The 19,830-nt window shown below is 73.1% G+C and carries 19 protein-coding genes; 8 read left to right on the forward strand and 11 right to left on the reverse strand.

Features of this window, described 5'->3' with window-relative positions:
* Positions 1–96 precede the first annotated feature (96 nt).
* Entirely contained in the window at positions 97–615 is a 519-nt protein-coding gene (locus ACH4C6_RS26150; protein ID WP_398111020.1) for a GNAT family N-acetyltransferase, read from the reverse strand.
* A gap of 193 nt (positions 616–808) precedes the next feature.
* Here ACH4C6_RS26150 and ACH4C6_RS26155 point away from each other — a divergent pair, with 193 nt between their 5' ends.
* Together ACH4C6_RS26155 and ACH4C6_RS26160 are read left to right on the forward strand one after the other, a co-directional pair.
* The gene (locus ACH4C6_RS26155) at positions 809–1,807 is read left to right on the forward strand and encodes an RNA polymerase sigma factor RpoD/SigA (protein ID WP_369194527.1); all 999 of its coding nucleotides are present in this window, start codon (positions 809–811) and stop codon (positions 1,805–1,807) included.
* A 428-nt stretch (positions 1,808–2,235) separates the two neighbouring features.
* Positions 2,236–2,907, forward strand: coding sequence for a TetR/AcrR family transcriptional regulator (locus ACH4C6_RS26160; protein ID WP_398111021.1), 672 nt, complete (start codon positions 2,236–2,238; stop codon positions 2,905–2,907).
* A gap of 46 nt (positions 2,908–2,953) precedes the next feature.
* Here the strand turns inward: ACH4C6_RS26160 and ACH4C6_RS26165 are convergent, their stop codons facing one another.
* Entirely contained in the window at positions 2,954–3,940 is a 987-nt protein-coding gene (locus tag ACH4C6_RS26165) for a helix-turn-helix transcriptional regulator (RefSeq protein WP_398111022.1), read from the reverse strand.
* A 62-nt stretch (positions 3,941–4,002) separates the two neighbouring features.
* Between ACH4C6_RS26165 and ACH4C6_RS26170 the strand changes: the two genes are divergently transcribed.
* From ACH4C6_RS26170 to ACH4C6_RS26190, 5 genes are all read left to right on the forward strand, one after another.
* Positions 4,003–5,571, forward strand: coding sequence for an MFS transporter (locus ACH4C6_RS26170; RefSeq protein WP_398111023.1), 1,569 nt, complete (start codon positions 4,003–4,005; stop codon positions 5,569–5,571).
* 321 nt (positions 5,572–5,892) lie between these two features.
* The gene (locus tag ACH4C6_RS26175; protein ID WP_398111024.1) at positions 5,893–6,654 is read left to right on the forward strand and encodes a DeoR/GlpR family DNA-binding transcription regulator; all 762 of its coding nucleotides are present in this window, start codon (positions 5,893–5,895) and stop codon (positions 6,652–6,654) included.
* Complete coding sequence (gene pfkB / locus ACH4C6_RS26180) at positions 6,651–7,598, forward strand: 1-phosphofructokinase (RefSeq protein ID WP_398111025.1); 948 nt, start codon at positions 6,651–6,653, stop codon at positions 7,596–7,598. The genes ACH4C6_RS26175 and pfkB overlap by 4 nt, the downstream gene beginning before the upstream one ends.
* Positions 7,599–7,785: 187 nt before the next feature.
* A complete protein-coding gene (locus ACH4C6_RS26185; RefSeq protein WP_398111026.1) occupies positions 7,786–9,993 on the forward strand; it encodes a fructose-specific PTS transporter subunit EIIC in 2,208 nt (735 codons plus the stop codon).
* Positions 9,994–10,125: 132 nt separating this feature from the next.
* The gene (locus ACH4C6_RS26190) at positions 10,126–10,284 is read left to right on the forward strand and encodes a hypothetical protein (protein ID WP_398111027.1); all 159 of its coding nucleotides are present in this window, start codon (positions 10,126–10,128) and stop codon (positions 10,282–10,284) included.
* On the opposite strand, the gene ACH4C6_RS26195 is transcribed toward ACH4C6_RS26190, so the two are convergent.
* From ACH4C6_RS26195 to ACH4C6_RS26210, 4 genes are all read right to left on the reverse strand, one after another.
* On the reverse strand, positions 10,281–11,123 hold the full coding sequence (locus ACH4C6_RS26195) for a DUF6227 family protein (RefSeq protein ID WP_398111028.1): 843 nt from the start codon (positions 11,121–11,123) through the stop codon (positions 10,281–10,283). The genes ACH4C6_RS26190 and ACH4C6_RS26195 overlap by 4 nt on opposite strands.
* A 200-nt stretch (positions 11,124–11,323) precedes the next feature.
* Positions 11,324–12,541, reverse strand: coding sequence for an Ig-like domain-containing protein (locus ACH4C6_RS26200; RefSeq protein ID WP_398111029.1), 1,218 nt, complete (start codon positions 12,539–12,541; stop codon positions 11,324–11,326).
* A gap of 167 nt (positions 12,542–12,708) precedes the next feature.
* Positions 12,709–13,761, reverse strand: coding sequence for a P1 family peptidase (locus ACH4C6_RS26205; protein WP_398111030.1), 1,053 nt, complete (start codon positions 13,759–13,761; stop codon positions 12,709–12,711).
* Between the two features lie 46 nt (positions 13,762–13,807).
* Positions 13,808–15,058, reverse strand: a complete 1,251-nt coding sequence (locus tag ACH4C6_RS26210) for a low temperature requirement protein A (protein WP_398111031.1) — start codon at positions 15,056–15,058, stop codon at positions 13,808–13,810.
* A gap of 56 nt (positions 15,059–15,114) precedes the next feature.
* On the opposite strand from ACH4C6_RS26210, the gene ACH4C6_RS26215 reads away from it, so the two are divergent.
* Complete coding sequence (locus ACH4C6_RS26215; protein WP_398111032.1) at positions 15,115–15,327, forward strand: hypothetical protein; 213 nt, start codon at positions 15,115–15,117, stop codon at positions 15,325–15,327.
* A gap of 43 nt (positions 15,328–15,370) precedes the next feature.
* Here ACH4C6_RS26215 and mscL read toward each other — a convergent pair whose 3' ends face one another.
* The 5 genes from mscL to ACH4C6_RS26240 all read right to left on the reverse strand — a co-directional run bounded on the left by mscL (position 15,371) and on the right by ACH4C6_RS26240 (position 19,658).
* Positions 15,371–15,829 carry a large conductance mechanosensitive channel protein MscL gene (mscL, locus tag ACH4C6_RS26220; protein ID WP_398111033.1) on the reverse strand — a complete coding sequence of 153 codons (459 nt, stop codon included), beginning with the start codon at positions 15,827–15,829 and terminating at the stop codon, positions 15,371–15,373.
* Positions 15,830–15,988: 159 nt separating this feature from the next.
* Positions 15,989–16,507: an RcpC/CpaB family pilus assembly protein gene (locus ACH4C6_RS26225; RefSeq protein ID WP_398111034.1), complete on the reverse strand. Its 519-nt coding sequence runs from the start codon at positions 16,505–16,507 to the stop codon at positions 15,989–15,991.
* Positions 16,508–16,957: 450 nt separating this feature from the next.
* The gene (locus ACH4C6_RS26230) at positions 16,958–17,875 is read right to left on the reverse strand and encodes an S-methyl-5'-thioadenosine phosphorylase (protein ID WP_398111035.1); all 918 of its coding nucleotides are present in this window, start codon (positions 17,873–17,875) and stop codon (positions 16,958–16,960) included.
* A gap of 90 nt (positions 17,876–17,965) precedes the next feature.
* A complete protein-coding gene (locus ACH4C6_RS26235) occupies positions 17,966–18,298 on the reverse strand; it encodes an FmdB family zinc ribbon protein (RefSeq protein WP_398111036.1) in 333 nt (110 codons plus the stop codon).
* Positions 18,299–18,365: 67 nt separating this feature from the next.
* Entirely contained in the window at positions 18,366–19,658 is a 1,293-nt protein-coding gene (locus ACH4C6_RS26240; protein ID WP_398111037.1) for an MFS transporter, read from the reverse strand.
* Positions 19,659–19,830: the final 172 nt, after the last annotated feature.

The following is a 19,830-nucleotide window of genomic DNA, read 5'->3' on the forward strand; positions in this document are numbered from 1 at the left end:
GCGCCTCGGTGTGACCCCGGCGCCTCGGTGAGGCCCCGCCACCCTGGATGAGACCCCGGCGCCTCGGTGTGGCCCCGGCGCCTCGGTATGGCGCCGCTACAGCGGCTTCTCGTACCAGGCCACGTCCCAGTACCGGCCGAACGTGCGGCCCACCTCGCGGTACGTGCCGACGTGCTGGAACCCGAAGCGCTCGTGCAGCCGGACGGACGCCTCGTTCGGCAGCGCGACACCGGCGTAGGCCCGGTGCAGGTCCTCGCCCGCCGGCGCGGCGAAGAGGGCCTTGTGGAGCAGGGAGCCGATGCCGCGCCCGCCGGCGTCGGGGGCGACGTACGCCGTCGTCTCGACCGAGGTCGCGTACGCGGGCTTCGCGCGGAACGGGCCGGACGTCGCGTAGCCCAGGATGCGCCCGGTCCGCGGCTCCATGGCAACCCTCAGGCGGTGCGGCCCGTCTTCAGGGTGGGAGAGCAGCCACGAGCGGCGCTCCGGAGGGGTGAAGATCACCGTGTCGAACGTGATCGCCGTCTCACGCACGTAGTGGTGGTAGAGGGCCGTGAGGGCCTCGAGGTCATCCTCGACTCCCGGCCTGACCTGCACCTCTGCACGCTCGGTGAACACCGTTCCTCCTCCTGTGGCCGGGCAGGATACTGCATGATCAGAAAAATCGAGCGCCGGGTTGGGAATTCTGTCCTGATTCCAGTCGTTGTTTCCATCGGATGCAGGGCACCCGAGGAGAGTCCGGAAAGGGTCCCCGAGACGGAGTCCGCGTCCGAAGGACCACCCGCTGACCTCAATTCGCAAGGGAGCACGCATGGCAACCCGTGCCGTCGCCCGTCGTCAGTCCGCCACCGGCGAGACGGCGAACGCGGCAAGCAGTGTTCGCGCCCATGGCGGCGAGATCGCCGATCGCGACCTGGTCGGCATGTACCTCGACGAGATCGCGCGCACACCGCTGCTCGACGCCGCCAAGGAAGTCGAGCTGTCCCAGGTCATCGAAGCGGGTGTGTTCGCACGGCAGGTCCTCGACGGATTCGAGGAGACGAAGACGGACGCCAGCCGCGAGGAGCTCGAGGCGCTGGTCGCGGACGCGGAGCGGGCCAAGGACATCTTCATCCGCTCCAACCTGCGTCTGGTCGTCGCCGTCGCCCGCCGCTACCCCCGCAGCGGCCTGCCGCTGCTGGACCTGATCCAGGAGGGCAACGCCGGCCTGGTCCGCGCGGTCGAGAAGTTCGACTACCGCAAGGGCTTCAAGTTCTCCACGTACGCCACGTGGTGGATCCGCCAGGCGATCACCCGCTCGATAGCCGACCAGTCCCGCACGATCCGCCTGCCCGTCCACCTGGTGGAGGAGTTGGGCCGGATCCGCCGTGTGCAGCGCGAGTTCAACCGCGAGCACGGCCGGGACCCGGAGCCCGCGGAGATCGCCGCCGAGCTCGGTTCCACGCCCGAGCGCGTGACCGACGTGCTGGACTGGGCCCGCGACCCGGTCTCGCTGAACATGTCGGTGGACGACGAGGGCGAGACCCAGTTCGGCGACCTCCTGGAGGACACCTCGGCGGTGTCGCCCGAGCAGTCGGTGCTCACGCTGCTGCGCAGCGAGGAGCTCGACGACCTCATCGGCCGTCTCGACCAGCGCACGGCGTCCATCATCAAGATGCGTTACGGCATCGAGGACGGCCGGGAGCGCACGCTGACCGAGGTCGGCAAGGAGCACGGCCTGACCCGCGAGCGCATCCGCCAGATCGAGAAGCACGCGCTGCTGGAGCTGAAGAAGCTGGCCCGCAGCACCGGCTTCGACGCGGCGGCCTGACCCCCGCCGCACGGTGAGCGTCCGGGCGCCCGGCCCGTCCCCACGACCCGTGGGCGACGCACCGGAGGCGCCCGGGGGGCACCGCGTACGCCGGGTGGCGAAAGACCGCGCAAACATGGCGTTGTAACGCCGCTTCAATCCCCGGACGCAGGGAACAAGACTTCTGGGTCCACCAGTTCGGATCGGGGCGCGGTCCTCGATCCCCGCACACCACGTCCCGTCGCACTCCCCCCGGCGCCGGGACGTTCCCCAGCCGGGCTTCGGCGTCCCTCCCCCCGGACGCCGGGGCCCGGCTCGCTTTCTGCGGCCCGCCCCGCGGCCTCCGACGTGGTCGGAAGGGCCTGCTGGGGGGCGGGGCACCCCGTACCTGAACCACGGGGTGGCCCGCCAGATGGCAGATTGTGTCACATGGGCATAGCCTGCCGGGCGTGAGCAGCACCACCCCCAGCCCGCCTCCGCACTCGCTGACCGAGCGGCGGAAGGCAGAGACGCGCATGGAGATCGCCCGGGCGGCGGCCGGCCTCTTCGTACGGCACGGCCTGCGCGCCACCCGCGCCGAGGACATCGCCCAGGCCGCCGGCATCGCCCCGCGCACCTTCTACCGGTACTTCGCCACCAAGGAGGAGGCCGTCGCCCCGCTCTACGCGGCAGGGTCCCGGCGCTGGGCGGAGGCCGTACGCGCCGCCCCGGCCGGCGTCGGGCTGCTCCGGGCCCTGGAGGAGGGCGCGCGCCACACCCTCACCCCCGGGGGCGGTGTCTCCACGGCCTCCTGGGAGTGGGTCCGCGCACTGCTGCGCCTGGCCGACGCCAACCCGTCCCTGCGCAGGGTGTGGGCGGAGGTCTGCCAGGCGTCGGAACGGCTGCTGGCCGAGGTGCTGGAGGAACGACTGACACGTGTCGCCGGGGCCGGTGAGGCGTCCCTGGACAACGTTGCCCCCGGGGCTGACCTGCGGTTCGCCGCTGCCGTGGCCAGCGCCGCCGTGCGGACCGCGATGGAGGACTGGGCCGAGGGCGAAGGTCCGGTGGAGGGCCCGGGCGGACCGGCGGAGCTCGCCCTGCGCAACCTCGCGGCGCTGCGCGACTTCCCCTGGGCGGGCTGAGGCGCGCGGGCCCGGGCCTCCCCCTCCCGGCTCCGGCGCCTCCGGTTCACACCCCCGGCCGGGGGACCCCGCCCTCCGCCGCCCTGCTCAACCGCGCCCCCAACTCCCGCACGGCCGTGACGAGTTCCGCCGGGCTGTGCACCACGAAGTCGCACTCCAGCATCGCCAGCCGGAACGCCATCCACTGCACCGCGTCCCCGACGGACCCGCGCAGCCGGCACCTGCCGTCGTCCAGTGGCTCGGGTCGGCCGAGCCAGTGCGGCACGCGGGCGGCGACGTACTCGGCGGGGGCGGCGAAGTCGACCTCGAACTCGTAGGTCCGCTGCTGCCGTTGCATGGACCGCCGCAGGTACTCCGCCGCGTCCCCCGTGGGCAGCTCGCGCGGGACGAACCGGGCGCCGGTGGCGAACGGCTCGCTCACCCGGTCCACGCGGAACGTGCGCCAGTCGTCCCGGTCGATGTCGTAGGCCACCAGGTACCAGCGGCGGCCGGTGGACACCAGCCGGTACGGCTCCGTCAGCCGGCGGGACTCGGTGCCGTCCGCCGCCCGGTAGGCGAACCGCAGGCGCTCGTGCCCGGCCGCCGTCGAGGCCATGACGGTCAGGGTCTCGGGCGCGATGCTGGGTCCGTCCCCGCTGGTCAGGGGAGTGGTGGCGGCCTGGAGGGTCGTCACGCGGTGGCGCAGGCGGCCCGGCAGTACCTGTTCCAGCTTCGCCAGGGCCCGTACCGACGCCTCGTCCAGGCCCTCGACCGCGTGCCCGGCCCCGGCGCGCAGCCCGACCGCGATGGCGACGGCCTCCTCGTCGTCGAGCACCAGCGGCGGCATCGCCTTCCCGGCGACCAGCCGGTAGCCGCCGTCGGAGCCCTTCGTGGCCTGCACGGGATAGCCGAGCTCGCGCAGCCGGTCGATGTCCCGCCGGACCGTGCGCCGCGAGACCCGCAACCGCTCGGCGAGCTCGCCGCCGGGCCATTCGCGGGGCGTCTGGAGGAGGGAGAGGAGCGTCAGCAGCCGGGCCGGGGTGTCCGTCGTCATGTTCCCGAGGATGCCGTACCACTAGGACATGACCTGACCTATAGGCCCCCTACCTTCACGGTATGAACTCCACCGACACCACCCTCGGCAGTGCGGCCGGCCCGGCCGGCCCGGCCGGCGGGGGCGACCGCCGCCGCTGGTTCGCCCTCGCCATCGTGATGACCGCGGCCTTCATGGACCTCGTCGACGTCACGATCGTCAACATCGCCATCCCGTCGATCCAGCGCGAGGAGGGGGCGTCGTTCAGCGAGATCCAGTGGATCACCGCCGGGTACGCCCTCGCCTTCGCCGCGGGGCTGATCACCGGCGGGCGGCTCGGCGACATCCACGGACGCAAGCGGATCTTCCTGCTGGGCATCGGCGGCTTCACCGTCGCCTCCGCGCTCTGCGGTCTCGCGGTGAACCCGGACATGCTGGTCGCCTCCCGCTTCCTGCAGGGTGCGATGGCGGCGCTGATGGTGCCGCAGGTGCTGTCGATCGTGCACGCGACCTTCCCGGCGCACGAGCGCGGCAAGGTGTTCGGGCTGTTCGGCGCGGTCGTCGGCCTCGGTGCCGTCTCCGGGCCGCTGCTCGGCGCGCTGCTCACCGAGTGGGACCTGTTCGGGTGGGGCTGGCGCGCCATCTTCCTGATCAACCTGCCCGTGGGCGTCGCCGCCCTGGTCCTCGGCGGCCGCTTCATCACCGAGTCCAAGGCGCCCCGCGCCCTGAAGCTGGACCTGGTGGGCGTCGCGCTGGTGACGCTGGGCCTGCTGATGCTGCTCTACCCGCTGATCCGGGGCCGCGAGCTGGGCTGGCCGGCGTGGGGGTACGTCTCGATGGCCGGCTCGGTCCTCGTCCTGGCGGCGCTGGTGGTGTACGAGAGGCGCAAGGCACGGCGGGACGGCTCGCCGCTGGTGGAGCTGTCGCTGTTCCAGGTCAAGAGCTTCGCGGCCGGTATCGCCGTGCAGACCGTCTTCGGCATCGCGCTCGGCGTGTTCTTCCTGGTGTGGACCCTCTACATGCAGTTCGGGCTGGGCTGGAGCCCGCTGAAGGCCGGGCTGACCGGAGTGCCGTTCTCGATCGCGGTGTCGGTGGCCGCGGGTGTCTCGGTGCAGAAGCTGGTGCCGGTGTTCGGACGCAAGGTGCTTCAGGCGGGCGCCCTGGTGATGGGCGTGGGAGTGCTCCTGTACCTCTGGGAGGCCGGGCACTACGGTCTGGCCGTCACGCCCTGGCAGATGGCCCTGCCGCTGGTCGTCATGGGCGCCGGCATGGGCCTGATCGTCGCCCCGCTCACCGACGCGATCCTCTCCGAGGTGCCGCGCGAGCACGCGGGCTCGGCGTCGGGGCTGATCAGCACGGTGCAGCAGATGGGCAACGCGCTGGGGCTGGGACTGGTCTCGGTCGTCTTCTTCGGCACCATCGCCGACCACCTCCGCCCGGCGCAGGTGGGGCCGGCCTTCGTCGACGCCTTCCAGCATGCGCTGGGCTGGGTCGCCGGCGTCATGGGCGCCATCTTCCTGCTGATGTTCGCGCTGCCGAAGCGGCCCGCCCAGCACATCGAGGGCGGACAGCCCGAGACGGCGGACGAGCCTGAGACGGCGGACGAGGACGGTCACGCCGTCCGGGAGGGCGAAAAGGCCGCGCTGGTCTGAGCACGGGACGACGGGGGCGAGGGGACGACGGACCGGGCAGCAGGCTCGGCGACGGCCTCGGCGACGGACCCGGCCACGGACCCCGGCACCGCTCGGACCCGGTCACGGACCCGGCACCGCTAGGTGCCGGGTCCGTTCGTGTGCCCGCGTCCGTTCGTAGGTCCGGCATGCGCTCGTAGGTCCGTCATATGTTCATGTGTTCGCGTTCCGCTCGTGCCCGACTGAGTCCGAAGTGCGTCCGAACCTGTTTACTTCGCGGACATCACGGCGTAGCCTCCCGCTGAAACCACACGTTCGGGCATGAGGTGGAGGCGAACGGGCATGTACGCACCGGAGCGGCAGCAGGAGATTCTCCGGCTCGCCCGTGACGGCGGCCGGGTGGACGTCGTGTCGCTGGCCGAGGAGTTCCAGGTGACGGCGGAGACGATCCGCCGGGACCTGAAGGCCCTCGACCGCGCCGGGCTGGTCCGCCGCGTGCACGGGGGTGCCATCCCGGCCGGACGGCTGGACTTCGAGCCGGACCTCGCCGAGCGGGAGACCACCGCCGCCGACGAGAAGGACCGCATCGCCAAGGCGGCCCTCGCGGAACTGCCCGCCGAGGGCACGGTGATCCTCGACGCCGGCACGACCGTGGCCCGCCTGGCGGCCGCCCTGCCGCTGGAGGCCTCCCTCACCGTCGTCACCCACAGCCTGCCCATCGCCGCCCGCCTCGCCGACCACCCCGGCATCCAGCTGCACCTCGTCGGCGGCCGCGTACGGCACCGCACCCGTGCCGCCGTCGACGCCTGGGCGCTGCGGGCGTACGCGGAGATCCGCGCCGACGTGCTGTTCGTGGCCGCCAACGGCTTCTCCGCCGACCACGGGCTGACCACCCCCGACCTCGCCGAGGCCGCCGTGAAGCGCGCGGCCGTGGCCGCCGCCCGCCGGGTGGTGCTGCTCGCCGACTCCTCCAAGCACGGCCAGGAGCACTTCGCCCGGTTCGGCGACCTGAGCGACGTCGATCTGCTGATCACCGACAGCGGGCTGAGCACCGAGGACGTCGTCGCGATCGAGCGCGGCGGCACGGAAGCGGTGCGCGCATGATCCTCACCGTCACCCCCAACCCGTCCCTGGACCGCACCTACGAGGTGCCGTCCCTCGACCGCGGCGAGGTCGTCCGCGCCACGGGCGAACGGGTGGACCCCGGGGGCAAGGGCGTGAACGTCTCGCGGGCGGTCGCCGCGGCCGGGCGGCGCACGGTGGCGGTCCTGCCCCTGGGCGGCGCCCCCGGAGCGCTCGTCGCGGAGCTGCTCGACCAGCAGGGCATCGAAGTCGCCCCGGTCCCCGTGGCCGGGGCCACCCGCTCCAACATCGCCCTCGCGGAGTCCGACGGCGTCCTGACGAAGATCAACGCGCCTGGTCCCGAACTGTCCGACGCCGAGACGGAACTGCTGCTGGAGACCGTGCGGCGGCAGTCCCGCGACGCCGCCTGGATCGCCTGCTGCGGCAGCCTCCCGCGCGGCCTCGCCCCCTCCTGGTACGCCGACCTGGTCGCCCGCAGCCACGCCGCCGGGGTCCGGATCGCCCTGGACACCTCCGGGCCCGCCCTCCTCGCGGCCCTGCGCGAGCGGCCCGACGTGGTCAAGCCCAACGCCGAGGAACTGTCCGGGGCGGTGGGCCGTCCCCTGGCCACCGTCGGGGACGCCCTGAAGGCCGCGGAGGAACTGCGCGAGCGGGGCGCCCGGGCCGTCCTGGCCAGTCTGGGCGCCGACGGGCAGCTGCTCGTGTCAGAACGGGGCACATGGTTCGGCAGCGCCCGCGTCGAGTCCGTCCGCAGCAACGTCGGCGCCGGCGACTCCTCCCTCGCCGGTTTCCTCATCGCCGGTGGCAACGGCCCCGAGGCCCTGGCCTCCGCCGTCGCGCACGGCGCCGCCGCCGTCCGGCTGCCCGGCAGCGTCATGCCGACGCCGGCCGACCTGGACCCGGCCGCGGTGACGGTCACACCGGAGGTCCCCGCCGACCGCCCGCTGCGGGAGCCGGTGTCATGACGTACGGCCGGCCGCAGGCGCGCCTACGGGAGCGGCGGGCCGCCCCGCCACCTCCCGCACCCGTCCCCCTCACCCTCCACCGCGTCCCCGCCCTCCCCTCTCACCCCGCACCGCGTCCCCGACCCCGACCCCGTCCCCTCCCCGCCCATCCCTCCCACCGGGCGATACGCGTGCTAAGGAGCCCGCGATGAGCGACATGATCACGGCGGAGCTGGTCGACCTCGACCTGTCCGCCGACACGAAGGAGGCGGCGGCGCGCGCCCTCGCCGAGCGCATGGTGGCCCTGGGCCGGGTGACCGACCTGGACGGCTTCCTCGCCGACGTGGCCGCCCGCGAGGCCCAGATGCCGACCGGCCTCGACGGTGGGATCGGCATCCCGCACTGCCGCAGCGCGCACGTCACCGAGCCGACCCTGGCCTTCGGGCGCAGCGCCCGGGGCGTCGACTTCGGCGCCGCCGACGGTCCCGCCGACCTGATCTTCCTGATCGCCGCGCCCGCCGGTGCCGACGACGCCCACCTGACGATCCTGTCGTCCCTGGCCCGGCAGTTGATGAACAGCGAGTTCACCGACGCGCTGCGCGGTGTGGGCGACCCGGCCGCCGCGGCCGCCCTCATCCGCGGCGACGAGCCGGTGCCGCCCGCCGGGGCGGCTTCCCCCGACTCCGTGGCGGCGGCGGGAGCGGCCTCTCCCACCGCCGCCACGGTCACAGCCGGCGCCGGAGCGCCCGCCGGGGCCGGGGCGGACCGAAGGGACGGGGCGGACAGCGGGACCGAGGCGGACAGCCGGACCGAGGCGCCGGAACAGCCCGAGGCACCGGGACAACCCGAGGCGCCGGGAGACGTCGAGGCGTCCGGCCGGGCCGGGGAGCCCGCGTTCCGGATCGTCGCGGTCACCTCCTGCCCCACCGGCATCGCCCACACCTACATGGCCGCCGAGGCGCTGGAGAACGCCGGCCGCGAGGCGGGCGTCGAACTCACCGTCGAGCCGCAGGGCTCGGCCGGTTTCACGCGGCTCGACCCCGCGGTCGTCGCCGCGGCGGACGCCGTGATCTTCGCCCACGACGTGCCCGTGCGGGAGAAGGAACGCTTCGCCGGCAAGCCGACCGTCGATGTCGGTGTGAAGGCGGGCATCAACCGTCCCGCCGAACTCATCGCCGAGGTCCGCGAGAAGGCCGCCCGCGGCGAGGTCACCGCCGGCTCCGCCCCGGCCACCCCGGTCGAGCGCGCGGGCGACTCGCACGAGGGCTACGGCACCAAGTTGCGCAAGTGGCTGATGTCCGGCGTCAGTTACATGGTCCCGTTCGTCGCGGCGGGCGGTCTGCTGATCGCCCTCGGCTTCGCGCTCGGCGGCTACAAGGTCGACAAGGCCCCGTCCGTCATGGACCACTTCCTCTGGACGCAGGCCGACAGCTGGGGGGCCCTGCTCTTCCAGATCGGCGGCGTCGCCTTCGGCTTCCTCGTCCCGGTCCTGGCCGGCTACATCGCCTACGGCATGGCCGACCGGCCCGGCCTCGTGCCCGGGTTCGTCGGCGGCTCGATCGCCCTCACCATCAACGCCGGGTTCCTCGGCGGTCTCGCGGCCGGTCTGATCGGCGGCGGCGTGGTGCTGGCGATCCAGCGGGTGCGGGTCCCCGCCGCGCTGCGCGGCATCATGCCGGTGGTGGTGATCCCGCTGATCTCCTCGGCGATCGTCGGGTTCCTGATGTTCGTCGTCATCGGCAAGCCCATCGCCGAGGCCCAGAAGGGCATGACCGACTGGCTGAACGGCCTGTCCGGGTCCAACGCGATCCTGCTCGGCATGCTCCTCGGCCTGATGATGTGCTTCGACCTGGGCGGCCCCGTCAACAAGGTCGCCTACACCTTCGCCACCGCCGGGATCGCCGTCGCCGGTCCCGGCGACGCGGCCATGAAGATCATGGCCGCGGTGATGGCGGCCGGCATGGTCCCGCCGCTGGCCATGGCCCTGGCGACGACCGTGCGGGGCACGCTCTTCACCCGGACCGAGCGTGAGAACGGCAAGGCCGCCTGGGTGCTGGGTGCCTCGTTCATCTCCGAGGGCGCGATCCCGTTCGCCGCGGCCGACCCGCTGCGCGTCATCCCCGCGTCCATGGCGGGCGGCGCGGTCACCGGCGCCCTGTCGATGGCTTTCGGCGCCACCCTGCGCGCCCCGCACGGCGGCATCTTCGTGGTCCCGCTGATCGGCAACCCGCTGCTCTACCTGGTCGCCATCGCCGCGGGCGTCTGTGTCACCACCACCCTGGTGATCGTCCTGAAGAGTCTGCGCGCATCCGCCCCCGGCGCCGCGACGGCCACCGGCGAGGACTCCGCCGTCCCGGCCGCGGCGGAGACGGCCGCGAAGACGGCCGCGGAGAAGAAGGAGTCGGTCGCGGCATGAGAGCAGGTGCCATGGCCCCGACCGGTCTTCGCCCCATTCGGGCTGTCTGAACGGTTCATGCCACCTGCGAGATAGATCACGAAAATCACGGCCCGGGACCGCAGTCCCGGGCCGTGGTGTTCACTGGGCGGCATGCCCGAGCACGTCTCCCGATGGCCCGAAGGCCGGCCTCTCCCCGCTCTCCCGCAGCAGCGGCAGACGGGGCACCGGTCGGAGTCCGTGGAACTGACCCGCGAGGAGCGGGACGCCTTCTCCGAACTGGTCCGCCGCCTCGGCGGCCGAACCGTCTAGGACAGGCGGTCCGAGCCGGAGGGCCGGTCCGTCAGCCCCCGGTCCGTCACCTGCCGACCCGTCAGCTCCCGGCCCGCCAACTCCCCGTCCGACCAGGAGAACTGGTCCGCGCGGCGCTCCATCGCCGCACGCGCCGCCTCCTCGTCGGCGTACACCTCGCACATGTGCCGCCCGTCCGGCGTCGCCGTGTGCTCGACCTCCCAGAGGGAGACCTCCTCGCCGTCGCGCAGCAGGAACGCGTGCTCGTACAGCGTGAAGGACAGGACCGCCCGGCCCGCCCGGCTGGGGCGGCCGAAGGCCTGGGTGATCTGGTGGCCGGACGCCGTGGCCAGGAGGGCCGCCACGTCCGCGCCCGGCCGGTCCGGGTTCTCCGCCCGGCGCAGTAAACGGCGCGCGTGGTCCGCCGAGCCCTCCCCGGCGTACGCGTGCCGCGGCGCGGCGACCGCCGACAGCTGGACCGTCACCGGCAGTTCGAAGTCCGGGGTCTCCGGCGGCAGCGCCAGCCGCGCCGTCGCGGCGCGCAGCTCCTCCTCGTCGGCGTACACCTCGTGCTGCGGCTCGCCGCCCGGCACCGTGTTGTGCACCAGCTCCCACAGGGTGAGCGCGCACCCGTCGGCCAGCAGCCAGGTGTGCCGGTACGTCTCGCGGTGCAGGCCCTCGCTGTGGTGGGCGGAGTGCAGCGAGCCGTCGTGCGCCAGCGCGCAGTCGAGCAGCCTTATCGTCTCGTCCGGCAACTCGAAGGAGTTGAGGGCGCGGCCGAGGAGCCGCGCGAGGTGCTCCTCCGGAGACTCGGGCGAGTCATGGCCTTCGTACGCTGCCGTCTCGTACGGAACGCTCAAGGTTTCTCCCGGCGTTGCTGCATGTCACCTTGTGGGTGCATACCGTAGCCCCTCGGTCGGACATCATGTCCGGGAACCGAGAAAACGTACGTCCGGGAAAACGCACGGGCCGCGCGAAAAGTTCCCGCGCGGCCCGGCCGATGCGTCAAGAACCCCAGTCGGGGCGGTCGTTCACCCGGTCAGGGCGGTCCTCCGCCCGGTCAGGAGGCGCTGCCCGCGACCCACTGGCTCCACGCCATGTTCCAGCCGTTGAGCCCGTTGTCCGGCGCCACCGTCTTGTCGGGGGAGTTCTTCACGATCACCACGTCCCCGATCAGGGAGTTGTCGTAGAACCACTTGGCGGGGGTGTCGCCGCCGGCGCCCCGCACATCGGCGAGTCCCACACAGCCGTGGCTGGTGCCCTGGCGACCGAAGGGCGGGTTGCCCTTGTTGTACCAGTAGTTCCCGTGGAGGAACGTGCCCGACGTCGTCAACCGCATCGCGTGCGGCACGTCCGGGATGTCGTACTCGCCGCCCATCCCGACCGTCCGGCTGTTCATGCGGGTCTGGGTGAACTTCTCGGAGATCACCATCTGCCCGTTGTACGTGGTGTGCTGCGCGTCGCCGGTCGAGATGGGGACCGACTTGAGCGTCTTGCCGTCCCGGACGACCGTCATGGTCTGCGTGTTCGCGTCGACCGTGGAGACCTGGGAACGCCCGATGGTGAAGGTGACCGTCTTCTTCTGCACCCCGTAGACGCCGTTGGCGCCCTCGATCCCGTCCAGGTCGATGTCCATGGTGACCTTGGAGCCGGCCTTCCAGTACTCCTCGGGCCGGAAGTCGAGCCGCTGGCCGTTGAACCAGTGCCCCACCACCTTCTGCCCGCTGCTGGAGGTGACCGAGATGTGCGACTGCACGGCCTTGCGGTCCGTGATCGCCTTGTCGAAGGTGAACGACACCGGCATGCCCACGCCCACCGTGGTGCCGTCGTCCGGCGTGTACGTCCCGATGAAGCTGTTCGAGGTCGACACCGTCGTGAAGATGGAGTTGGCCGCGGCCGTCCTGCCGTCCCCGTCCTTGGCGGTCGCCGATATCCGGTACTTGGTCCCGCGCTCCAGCTGCTCCTTCGGCTTCCACACCTTGCCGTCGGCGGAGAGCGAACCCGTGACCGCCGCACCGCTGTCCGCGACCGTCATCTTCACCTCGGTCAGCTTGCCGCCGCTGACCTTCACCCCGGTCTTGTTGATGGACGCGCCGGTCGAACCGTCCTTCGCCGAGATGGCGATCTTCGCCACCGACGTCTTCGCGTCGTTCCCGCCGCCCTTCTCGTCGTCCTTGGCGGTGGCGCTGCCGCCGCAGGCGGTGAGCGTGAGGGCGCCGACCACCAGGGCGGCACAGGCCCCCAGAGTGCGCCGCGCTGAAATGTTCGGCGTTGTCACGGGCTGCTCCCAGGTCAAGTGATGTGCGTGATCCGCTCCGGTACGCCAGGGAAGAGGGCCCGGGCCGCGGACCGGGTTCCGCCCGTGCGCGGTGAAGGCCATCACGTGACAGAACCGCGACAAAAGTCCGGCCCCCGGGCGCAGCCGCCGTGCCCGGCCACCCCGGTTCAGCGCTCCCCGTGCGACTCCCCGTGCGACTCCCCGTACAGCTCCCCGTACGACGGCCACGCCCCGCCCGGCCCGTCCACCGGTTCGGCGGCCCGCACCGCCCGCACGATCGCCCGGGTCACCACGTCCGCCCCGGCGGCGAGGATCTCGTTCAGGGCGAGCGGGTCCGCCGCGTCCAGGGAGCGCTCGCCCGTCGCCAGCGCGAACACCGTGTCCCCGTCGTTGAGCAGGTGCACCGGCCGCACGGCCCGGGCGATCCCGTCGTGCGCGGTGCCCGCCAGCTTCTGCGCCTGCGCCTTGGTCAGGCCGGCGTCCGTGGCCACCACCGCGAGCGTGGTGTTCAGCGGAGGAGGAGCACTGCGCGCCGCCGTCTCGGCCAGCCGCCGCACCGCCGCCGCGTGCACCTCGGCCGCGGGGTAGGCCACGCGCCCCTGGAACAACTCCCCGTACAGCACCCCCGTCTCCGGATCCACCACCGATCCCGCCGCGTTCGCCACCACCAGCGCCGCCACCGTCACGCCGCTGTCGAGCACCGTGCTCGCGCTGCCCACGCCGCCCTTCACCACCCCCGTCACCGCGCCCGTACCGGCACCCACACACCCCTGCGCCACGGGAGCACCGGGTTCGCTCGCCGCCGCGGCCTCGACGGCGGCCCGGCCCGTCGCCGCGTCCGGCCGGGCGCGGAAGTCGCCGCCCCGGCCCAGATCGAAGACACAGGCGGCCGGCACCACCGGCACCACGTGCGCCGGATCCGCCCCGACGCGGACCCCTCGCCCCCGTTCCTCCAGCCAGGCCATCACCCCCGACGCGGCGTCCAGCCCGTAGGCGCTGCCCCCGGTCAGCACGATCGCCTCGACCGTGCGGACCACGTTGCGCGGGTCCAGCGCGTCCGTCTCCTTGGTGCCGGGACCACCGCCCCGCACGTCCACGGCGGCCACGGCCCCGCCCTCCGGGGCGAGCACGACCGTGGTGCCCGTGAGCCAACCGTCACCGGCACGCGTCGCATGCCCCACCCGCAGACCGGCGACATCCGTCAGAGCGTCAACTGTCATGACGGACAGTCTCGTGCAGACGCCGGCCGGTGCGCCGGTGCCGCCGTCAGACCGTCCGGGGCGCCGCCCCGCTCCTCCCGGCGGTCCGGCGCGTGGCCAGGGCCTCCCCCGCCACCACCGACAGCGCGCAGACCAGGCCCGCGGCCAGTACCGCCCAGTCACCCAGGAACGTGCAGCAGATGACGAGCAGGGCCGTCGTCGGCAGCACCATCTGCTGGCCGATGCCCCGCTTGAAGTACCGCGAGTGCAAGGCCCACAGGGTGAGCAGGTACAGGGCCGTCGGCAGCGTCACGGCCGCCGACGCCGACAGCGTGGAGATGTGCGCCTCGCCGACCGTGTGCTCCACCGCCACCTCCAGGCCGGCCCCGATCGCGGCCGCCGAGGCGAGGACCAGGTAGTGGCCGTAGCCCCAGAGGAACGCCTGCCGGTTGGAGCGCAGATGGCCGTGGATGGGCACCGCGAAGTACACCCACCACGCGGCGAAGATGATGAGCAGCCCGCCCGCGGCGATCGGGAGGAGCTCGCCCAGCGCGTCGTTCTCGTCGACACCGGACTTCACGGCGACCGTGGCCGCGGCGATCGTCTCGCCCAGCACGATGATGGTGAACAGCCCGTATCGCTCCGCGATGTGGTGCGGGTGCCAGGACGTGGAGCGGTGCCTCTCCGCGATGGGTGGCACGGACATCTCCAGCAGCGCCATCACCAGGAACCACCACGGCCGGACGTCCCCCGGCAGGAACAGCAGCCCCAGCCAGCCGACCTGGCACAGCAGCACACCGCCCGCGTACCGCAGGGCCGTCGCACGCTCCGGGCCCTCGCTGGCCCGGGCCACCCGGAGCCACTGCGACACCAGCGCCAGCCGCATGATGGCGTAGCCCAGCCATACCAGGAGGTAGTCGTGCTCCTCGAAGGCCCGCGACACCCCGGCCGCCAGGACCAGCACGCCGGCGATCTGCACCAGGGTGACGACCCGGTACAGGACGTCGTCGTTGTCGTAGGCGGAGGCGAACCAGGTGAAGTTCATCCACGCCCACCACAGGGCGAAGAACACCATCGCGTAGTCGAGGATCCCCTCGCCCGCGTGCCCCTCGGCGACCGCGTGCACGAGCTGGATGCCCGCCTGCGCGACGGCCACCACGAAGCACAGGTCGAAGAAGAGCTCCAGCGGTGAGGCGGCCCGGTGCGCCTCCTCGCGGTCGCGCGCTCGGAGCCTGCGCAGGGGACCGCGGCGGTCCGGGGCGCCTGAGCCACCTGGGCCGTCGGAGGGGGCGGGCGGGGGAGCGGTGCTGGAGGTCATGATTCCCAGCACAGCAGAAGGCGGGGGGATTTTCTCCGCGACCGTACCCTGGACGCATGAGTACCGCCCCCGAGTCCGCGTCCGCTTCCGAGCCCGAGCGCCCCGAGGCCGAGCCGCGCGAGCCCAGGCCCGCGCTGGTCTTCGACGACCCGCTGGACCAGCAGTCCTCCGACGACACCGACCGCGGCTGGGGCGACCGCACCGACTCCGGGGGCGCCGCGGCCGACCTCCGCCGCTTCCTCGACGAGAAGCCGCCCCACCACCTGTGAAGCAGCCGGGCCGCCGCCCGCGCCGCTACGACCCGCCGCGCTCCTACGGCCGGTCGTGCCCGGCGCCGCGCTGGGCGACCAGCGCGTCGCGGATCTCCTTCAGCACCTCCAGCTCGGTCACCTCGAGGACCTCCTGCGTGCCCTCCTTCGCCTTGCGGCGGGCCTCCTGCCGGGCCAGGAACTTGGCCATGGGCAGAACCATCAGGAAGTAGACGACCGCCGCGGTGATCACGAAGCTGAGCGTGGCGCCCAGGACCGAGCCCCACAGGATCTGGATGCCCTGGTCGCCGTCGCACGACGTGCTCAGGCACGAGCTGTAGTGGTCGAGGTTCTTGGTGCCGATGGCCCCGACGACCGGGTTGATGATCCCCTTCACCACCGCGTTGACGATGTTGGTGAACGCGGCACCGATCACGACCGCGACCGCCAGATCGACGACGTTCCCGCGCATCAGGAAGGTCTTGAAGCCCTGCCAGACGCTCGGATCCTTCTTCTCGCTCACCTCGGGGCCTCTTCTCGCACGCGCAGCCTGTGGAACAAAACGCTCCGCAACCTACGTCAACGCTGGGCCGAACAGCGCACCCGGGTCCCTCTGACGAGGGACCGGACACGGGACTCGACCAGACCGTGCACGAGAGCTCCGCGGACGCCGCGGCGGACCTCACCACAGGGTCACCGCCAACCGTCCGGCGGCGCTCGCCCCGGCCAGGCGGGCGGCGGTCTCCCGCGGTACCGAGAGCACGACCAGCGCCCCGGCGTCCGGAGTGTCCTCCAGGGGCTCGGGAACCTTCGTCACCCTGACCCCGCGGGCGACCACCCGGGCTTCACCGCCCCCGGTGGTCTCCTCGGCGGCGATGACGTCGACCCGGTCGCCGGGACGCAGCAGCCGCACGGTGGCCGCGTCGGCGATGCGGACGGGCGCCGTCACCCGCTCCGCGGGCGGACGCGCCGGGGCGGCAGGCCCGCCGGAGAGCGACGCGTCGTGCGCGGGAGGCTCGGCCCGGGGATGGCCGCGGGCCCCGTCCGCGTCACGCGGGCCCGCCACGGCGAACGCGGTCGCGACGACGGCGAGCCCGGCCGCGAGGGCCACCCGCCGCTGCCGCCCGAGCCGGCCGGGCAGGCACCGGCCCCCGCGCACCCGCACGGGATCGAAGCGCGGCACCTCGCGCGTGGCGGGCACCTGCGCCTCCGGCGGCCCCGCCGCGGCAGCGGCCCAGGCGGGAACGGCGGGCGGCCGGGGGGACAACCCGCCGGGCCGGGGAGGAACGGCGGCGGGGATCGACGAAGGCGCAAGGGCTCCGGGCGACCCGGACGGGCGGACGGGCGGAGGGACGGACAACGACTGGGCGAGGGACACGGGAACCACCACCTGCGACGAGGGACCGGCTTGCGCTCCCCACGATGAGGCTCCGCACGGCCGCCCGCTGAGGCCTGTGGACGCACCGCGGACCTGTGGACAACTCCCTCACCGGAACGACAACTTCCGCCCCGCCCGGCCGCTGCCCTCCCGCCCGGCCGTTGCCCTCTCGCCCCGGCCGTTGCCCTTGTCCTCTCATCCCCGGCCCCGGCACCCCGACCCCAGACCCCGGCCCCGGCACCCCGACCCCGGACCCCGGCCCCGGCACCCCGACTACGGCAACACGATCCCCGGATCCATCCCACCCAGCGCCCCCACGCACAGGCAGTCCCGCTCGCCGTTCGCCGGCAGCCCGGCCACCGCGTCGAACAGCACCCCGCGCAGCCGGTCCACGTTCGCCGAGAACACCCGCAACACCTCGTCGTGCGAGACGCCCTCCCCGGTCTCCGCGCCCGCGTCGAGGTCGGTCACCAGCGTCAGGGACGTGTAGCAGAGCTCCAGCTCGCGGGCGAGTGCCGCCTCGGGGTGGCCGGTCATGCCCACCACGGACCAGCCCTGCGCCTGGTGCCACAGCGACTCCGCGCGGGTGGAGAAGCGCGGTCCCTCGACCACGACCAGCGTGCCGCCGTCCACCGGCTCCCAGTCCCGGCCGCGTGCCGCCTTCAGCGCGACGGTCCGCCCGGTGGGGCAGTAGGGGTCGGCCAGTGACACGTGGACCACGTTCGGCACCGACCCGTCGGGCAGCGGCAGCCCGTCGAAGTAGGAGTTGGCGCGGGCCTTGGTGCGGTCGACGAGCTGGTCGGGCACCAGCAGTGTGCCCGGCCCGTACTCGGGGCGCAGGCCGCCCACCGCGCACGGGGCGAGGACCTGGCGCACACCGACCGACCGCAGGGCCCACAGGTTGGCGCGGTAGTTGATCCGGTGGGGCGGCAGGTGGTGGCCCCGCCCGTGCCGGGGCAGGAAGGCGACCCGGCGGCCGGCGACCTCGCCGAGGAAGAGCGAGTCGCTGGGAGGCCCGTACGGGGTGTCGACCCGGACCTCGGTCACATCGTCGAGGAAGGAGTAGAACCCGGAGCCGCCGATGACCCCGATGTCCGCGCCCGCACCTGCGCCCGCCGCCGCAGAGCCCACCGCCGCATCCGCGGAGTCCGCGGAGCCCACCGCACCCGTCGCCTTCGCCTTGTTTGCCATGCCCGCACCCTAACCGCACGCGGAAACACCGAGGACCCCGTCGCCCGGGGGCGACAGGGTCCCGTAAGGAAGTGCGGTGCGGGGCAGGCCCTACGCGGCGGTGGTGCTGCTGCCGGCCGAGCTGCTCGTGCTCGACGACGAGCCGCTCGACGACGAGCCGGAGCCGGAGCTCGACGAGCCGGAGTCCGAGGACGACGACGAGGAGCTCGACGACTTCGACGCGGCCGGGGAGCTGCTCGACGAGGAGCCGCGGCTGTCGTTGCGGTAGAAGCCGGAGCCCTTGAAGACGATGCCGACCGCCGAGAACACCTTCTTCAGGCGACCCTTGCAGGTGGGGCACTCGGTCAGAGCGTCATCGGTGAACTTCTGCACCGCCTCGAGGCCCTCGCCGCACTCGGTGCACTGGTACTGGTAGGTGGGCACTGTCTTCCTCCTGGCACTCTCACTCGATGAGTGCTAACGACGCTCCATAGTGACGTATTCCGGCCGCTCAGTCCACTGCCACCGGCACGCGGTGACCCACGCCACGTGCCACGGTCCGCCCCGGACCCCGTGCGGACAGCCGGGAACGCAGGGACAAGAGGGTCAGCAGGGCCAGGACCGTGCCGCCCATCGGCACCAGGAAACCGGCGCCGTCCCACAGGCGGTCCTCCAGCTGCCCGGCGACCGTGACGGCTGCGGCCTGGCCGAGTGCCACCGCGCCGGTCAGCCAGGTGAAGGCCTCCGTGCGGGCACCGGCCGGGACGAGGCTCTCGACCAGGGTGTAGCCGGTGATCAGGGCGGGCGCGATGCACACGCCGACCAGCAGCCCGAGACCGGCGAGGACCAGCACCGAGTGGGCGGCCCACAGGCCCGACGCGGTCAGCGCGAGCGCGGTGTAGCCGACGACCAGGCGCCGCTGCGGTGCCACCTTCCAGGCGATCGCGCCGCACACCAGGCCGGAGAGCATGTTGCCCGCGGCGAAGACGCCGTACAGGACGCCGTTCAGACCCGGTTCGCCGATCGACTCGGTGAACGCGGCCAGCGAGACCTGCATGCCGCCGAAGACGGTGCCGATGCCCAGGAACGTCACGATCAGCACCCGCACCCCGGGCACCCGCAGGGCGGAGACGTGCTCCACGCGTGCGTGGCCGCTGCCGGAGACCGACGGCTGGGTGCTCTTCTGCGCGGCGAACAGCAGGCCGCCGACCAGGGTGAGGGAGGCTTCCGCGACCAGGCCCGCGGCCGGGTCGACGGCGGTGCACAGGGCGGTGGCCAGCAGCGGTCCGAGGACGAAGGTCAGCTCGTCCGTGACCGACTCGAAGGCGGCCGCGGTGGACATCAGGGGCGAGTCCTTGAGCTTCACGCCCCAGCGGGCCCGCACCATGGGCCCGATCTGCGGGACCGAGGCGCCGGTCGGCACGGCGGCCGCGAAGACCGCCCACAGGGGTGCGTCCATCAGGGCCAGCGCGGTCAGCGTCAGCCCGGACACGGCGTGCAGCAGGACCCCGGGGACCAGCACCGTGCGCTGCCCGTAGCGGTCGGCGAGGCGGCCGCTGTAGGGCGCGAACAGCGCCATGGAGACGCCGGTGGCGGCCGCGACGGCGCCCGCCGCGCCGTAGGAGCCGGTGGTGTGCTGCACGAGCAGGACGATGGAGAGGGTGAGCATCGCGAACGGCTGCCGTGCCGCGAAGCCGGGGAGCAGGAACGTCCAGGCGCCGCGGGTGCGCAGCAGCCGGCCGTATCCCGGGCGGGCGGAAGCCGTCGAGTTCTTCGACTTCTCCGAGGTGACCGTGGACTCCACGGCCCGTGCCTTTCTGCCGCCTGGTAGCGCCGGCCCCGTCGTGGGCCTCGCCGAGAGCTGTCCTCTTGCGCGGAACTGCGGTAGATGCCGGGGCCCGGTGAGGAGGGGTGTCCCGACCGCCATACGGTCGCGCCAGCTCTGCGTCAGGCAGAGTTGGTTCGATCTGGGTACG

The sequence above is a fragment of the Streptomyces sp. NPDC017943 genome (genome assembly GCF_044328425.1).
In the GTDB taxonomy this organism is placed as follows: Bacteria; Actinomycetota; Actinomycetes; order Streptomycetales; family Streptomycetaceae; genus Streptomyces; species Streptomyces djakartensis_A.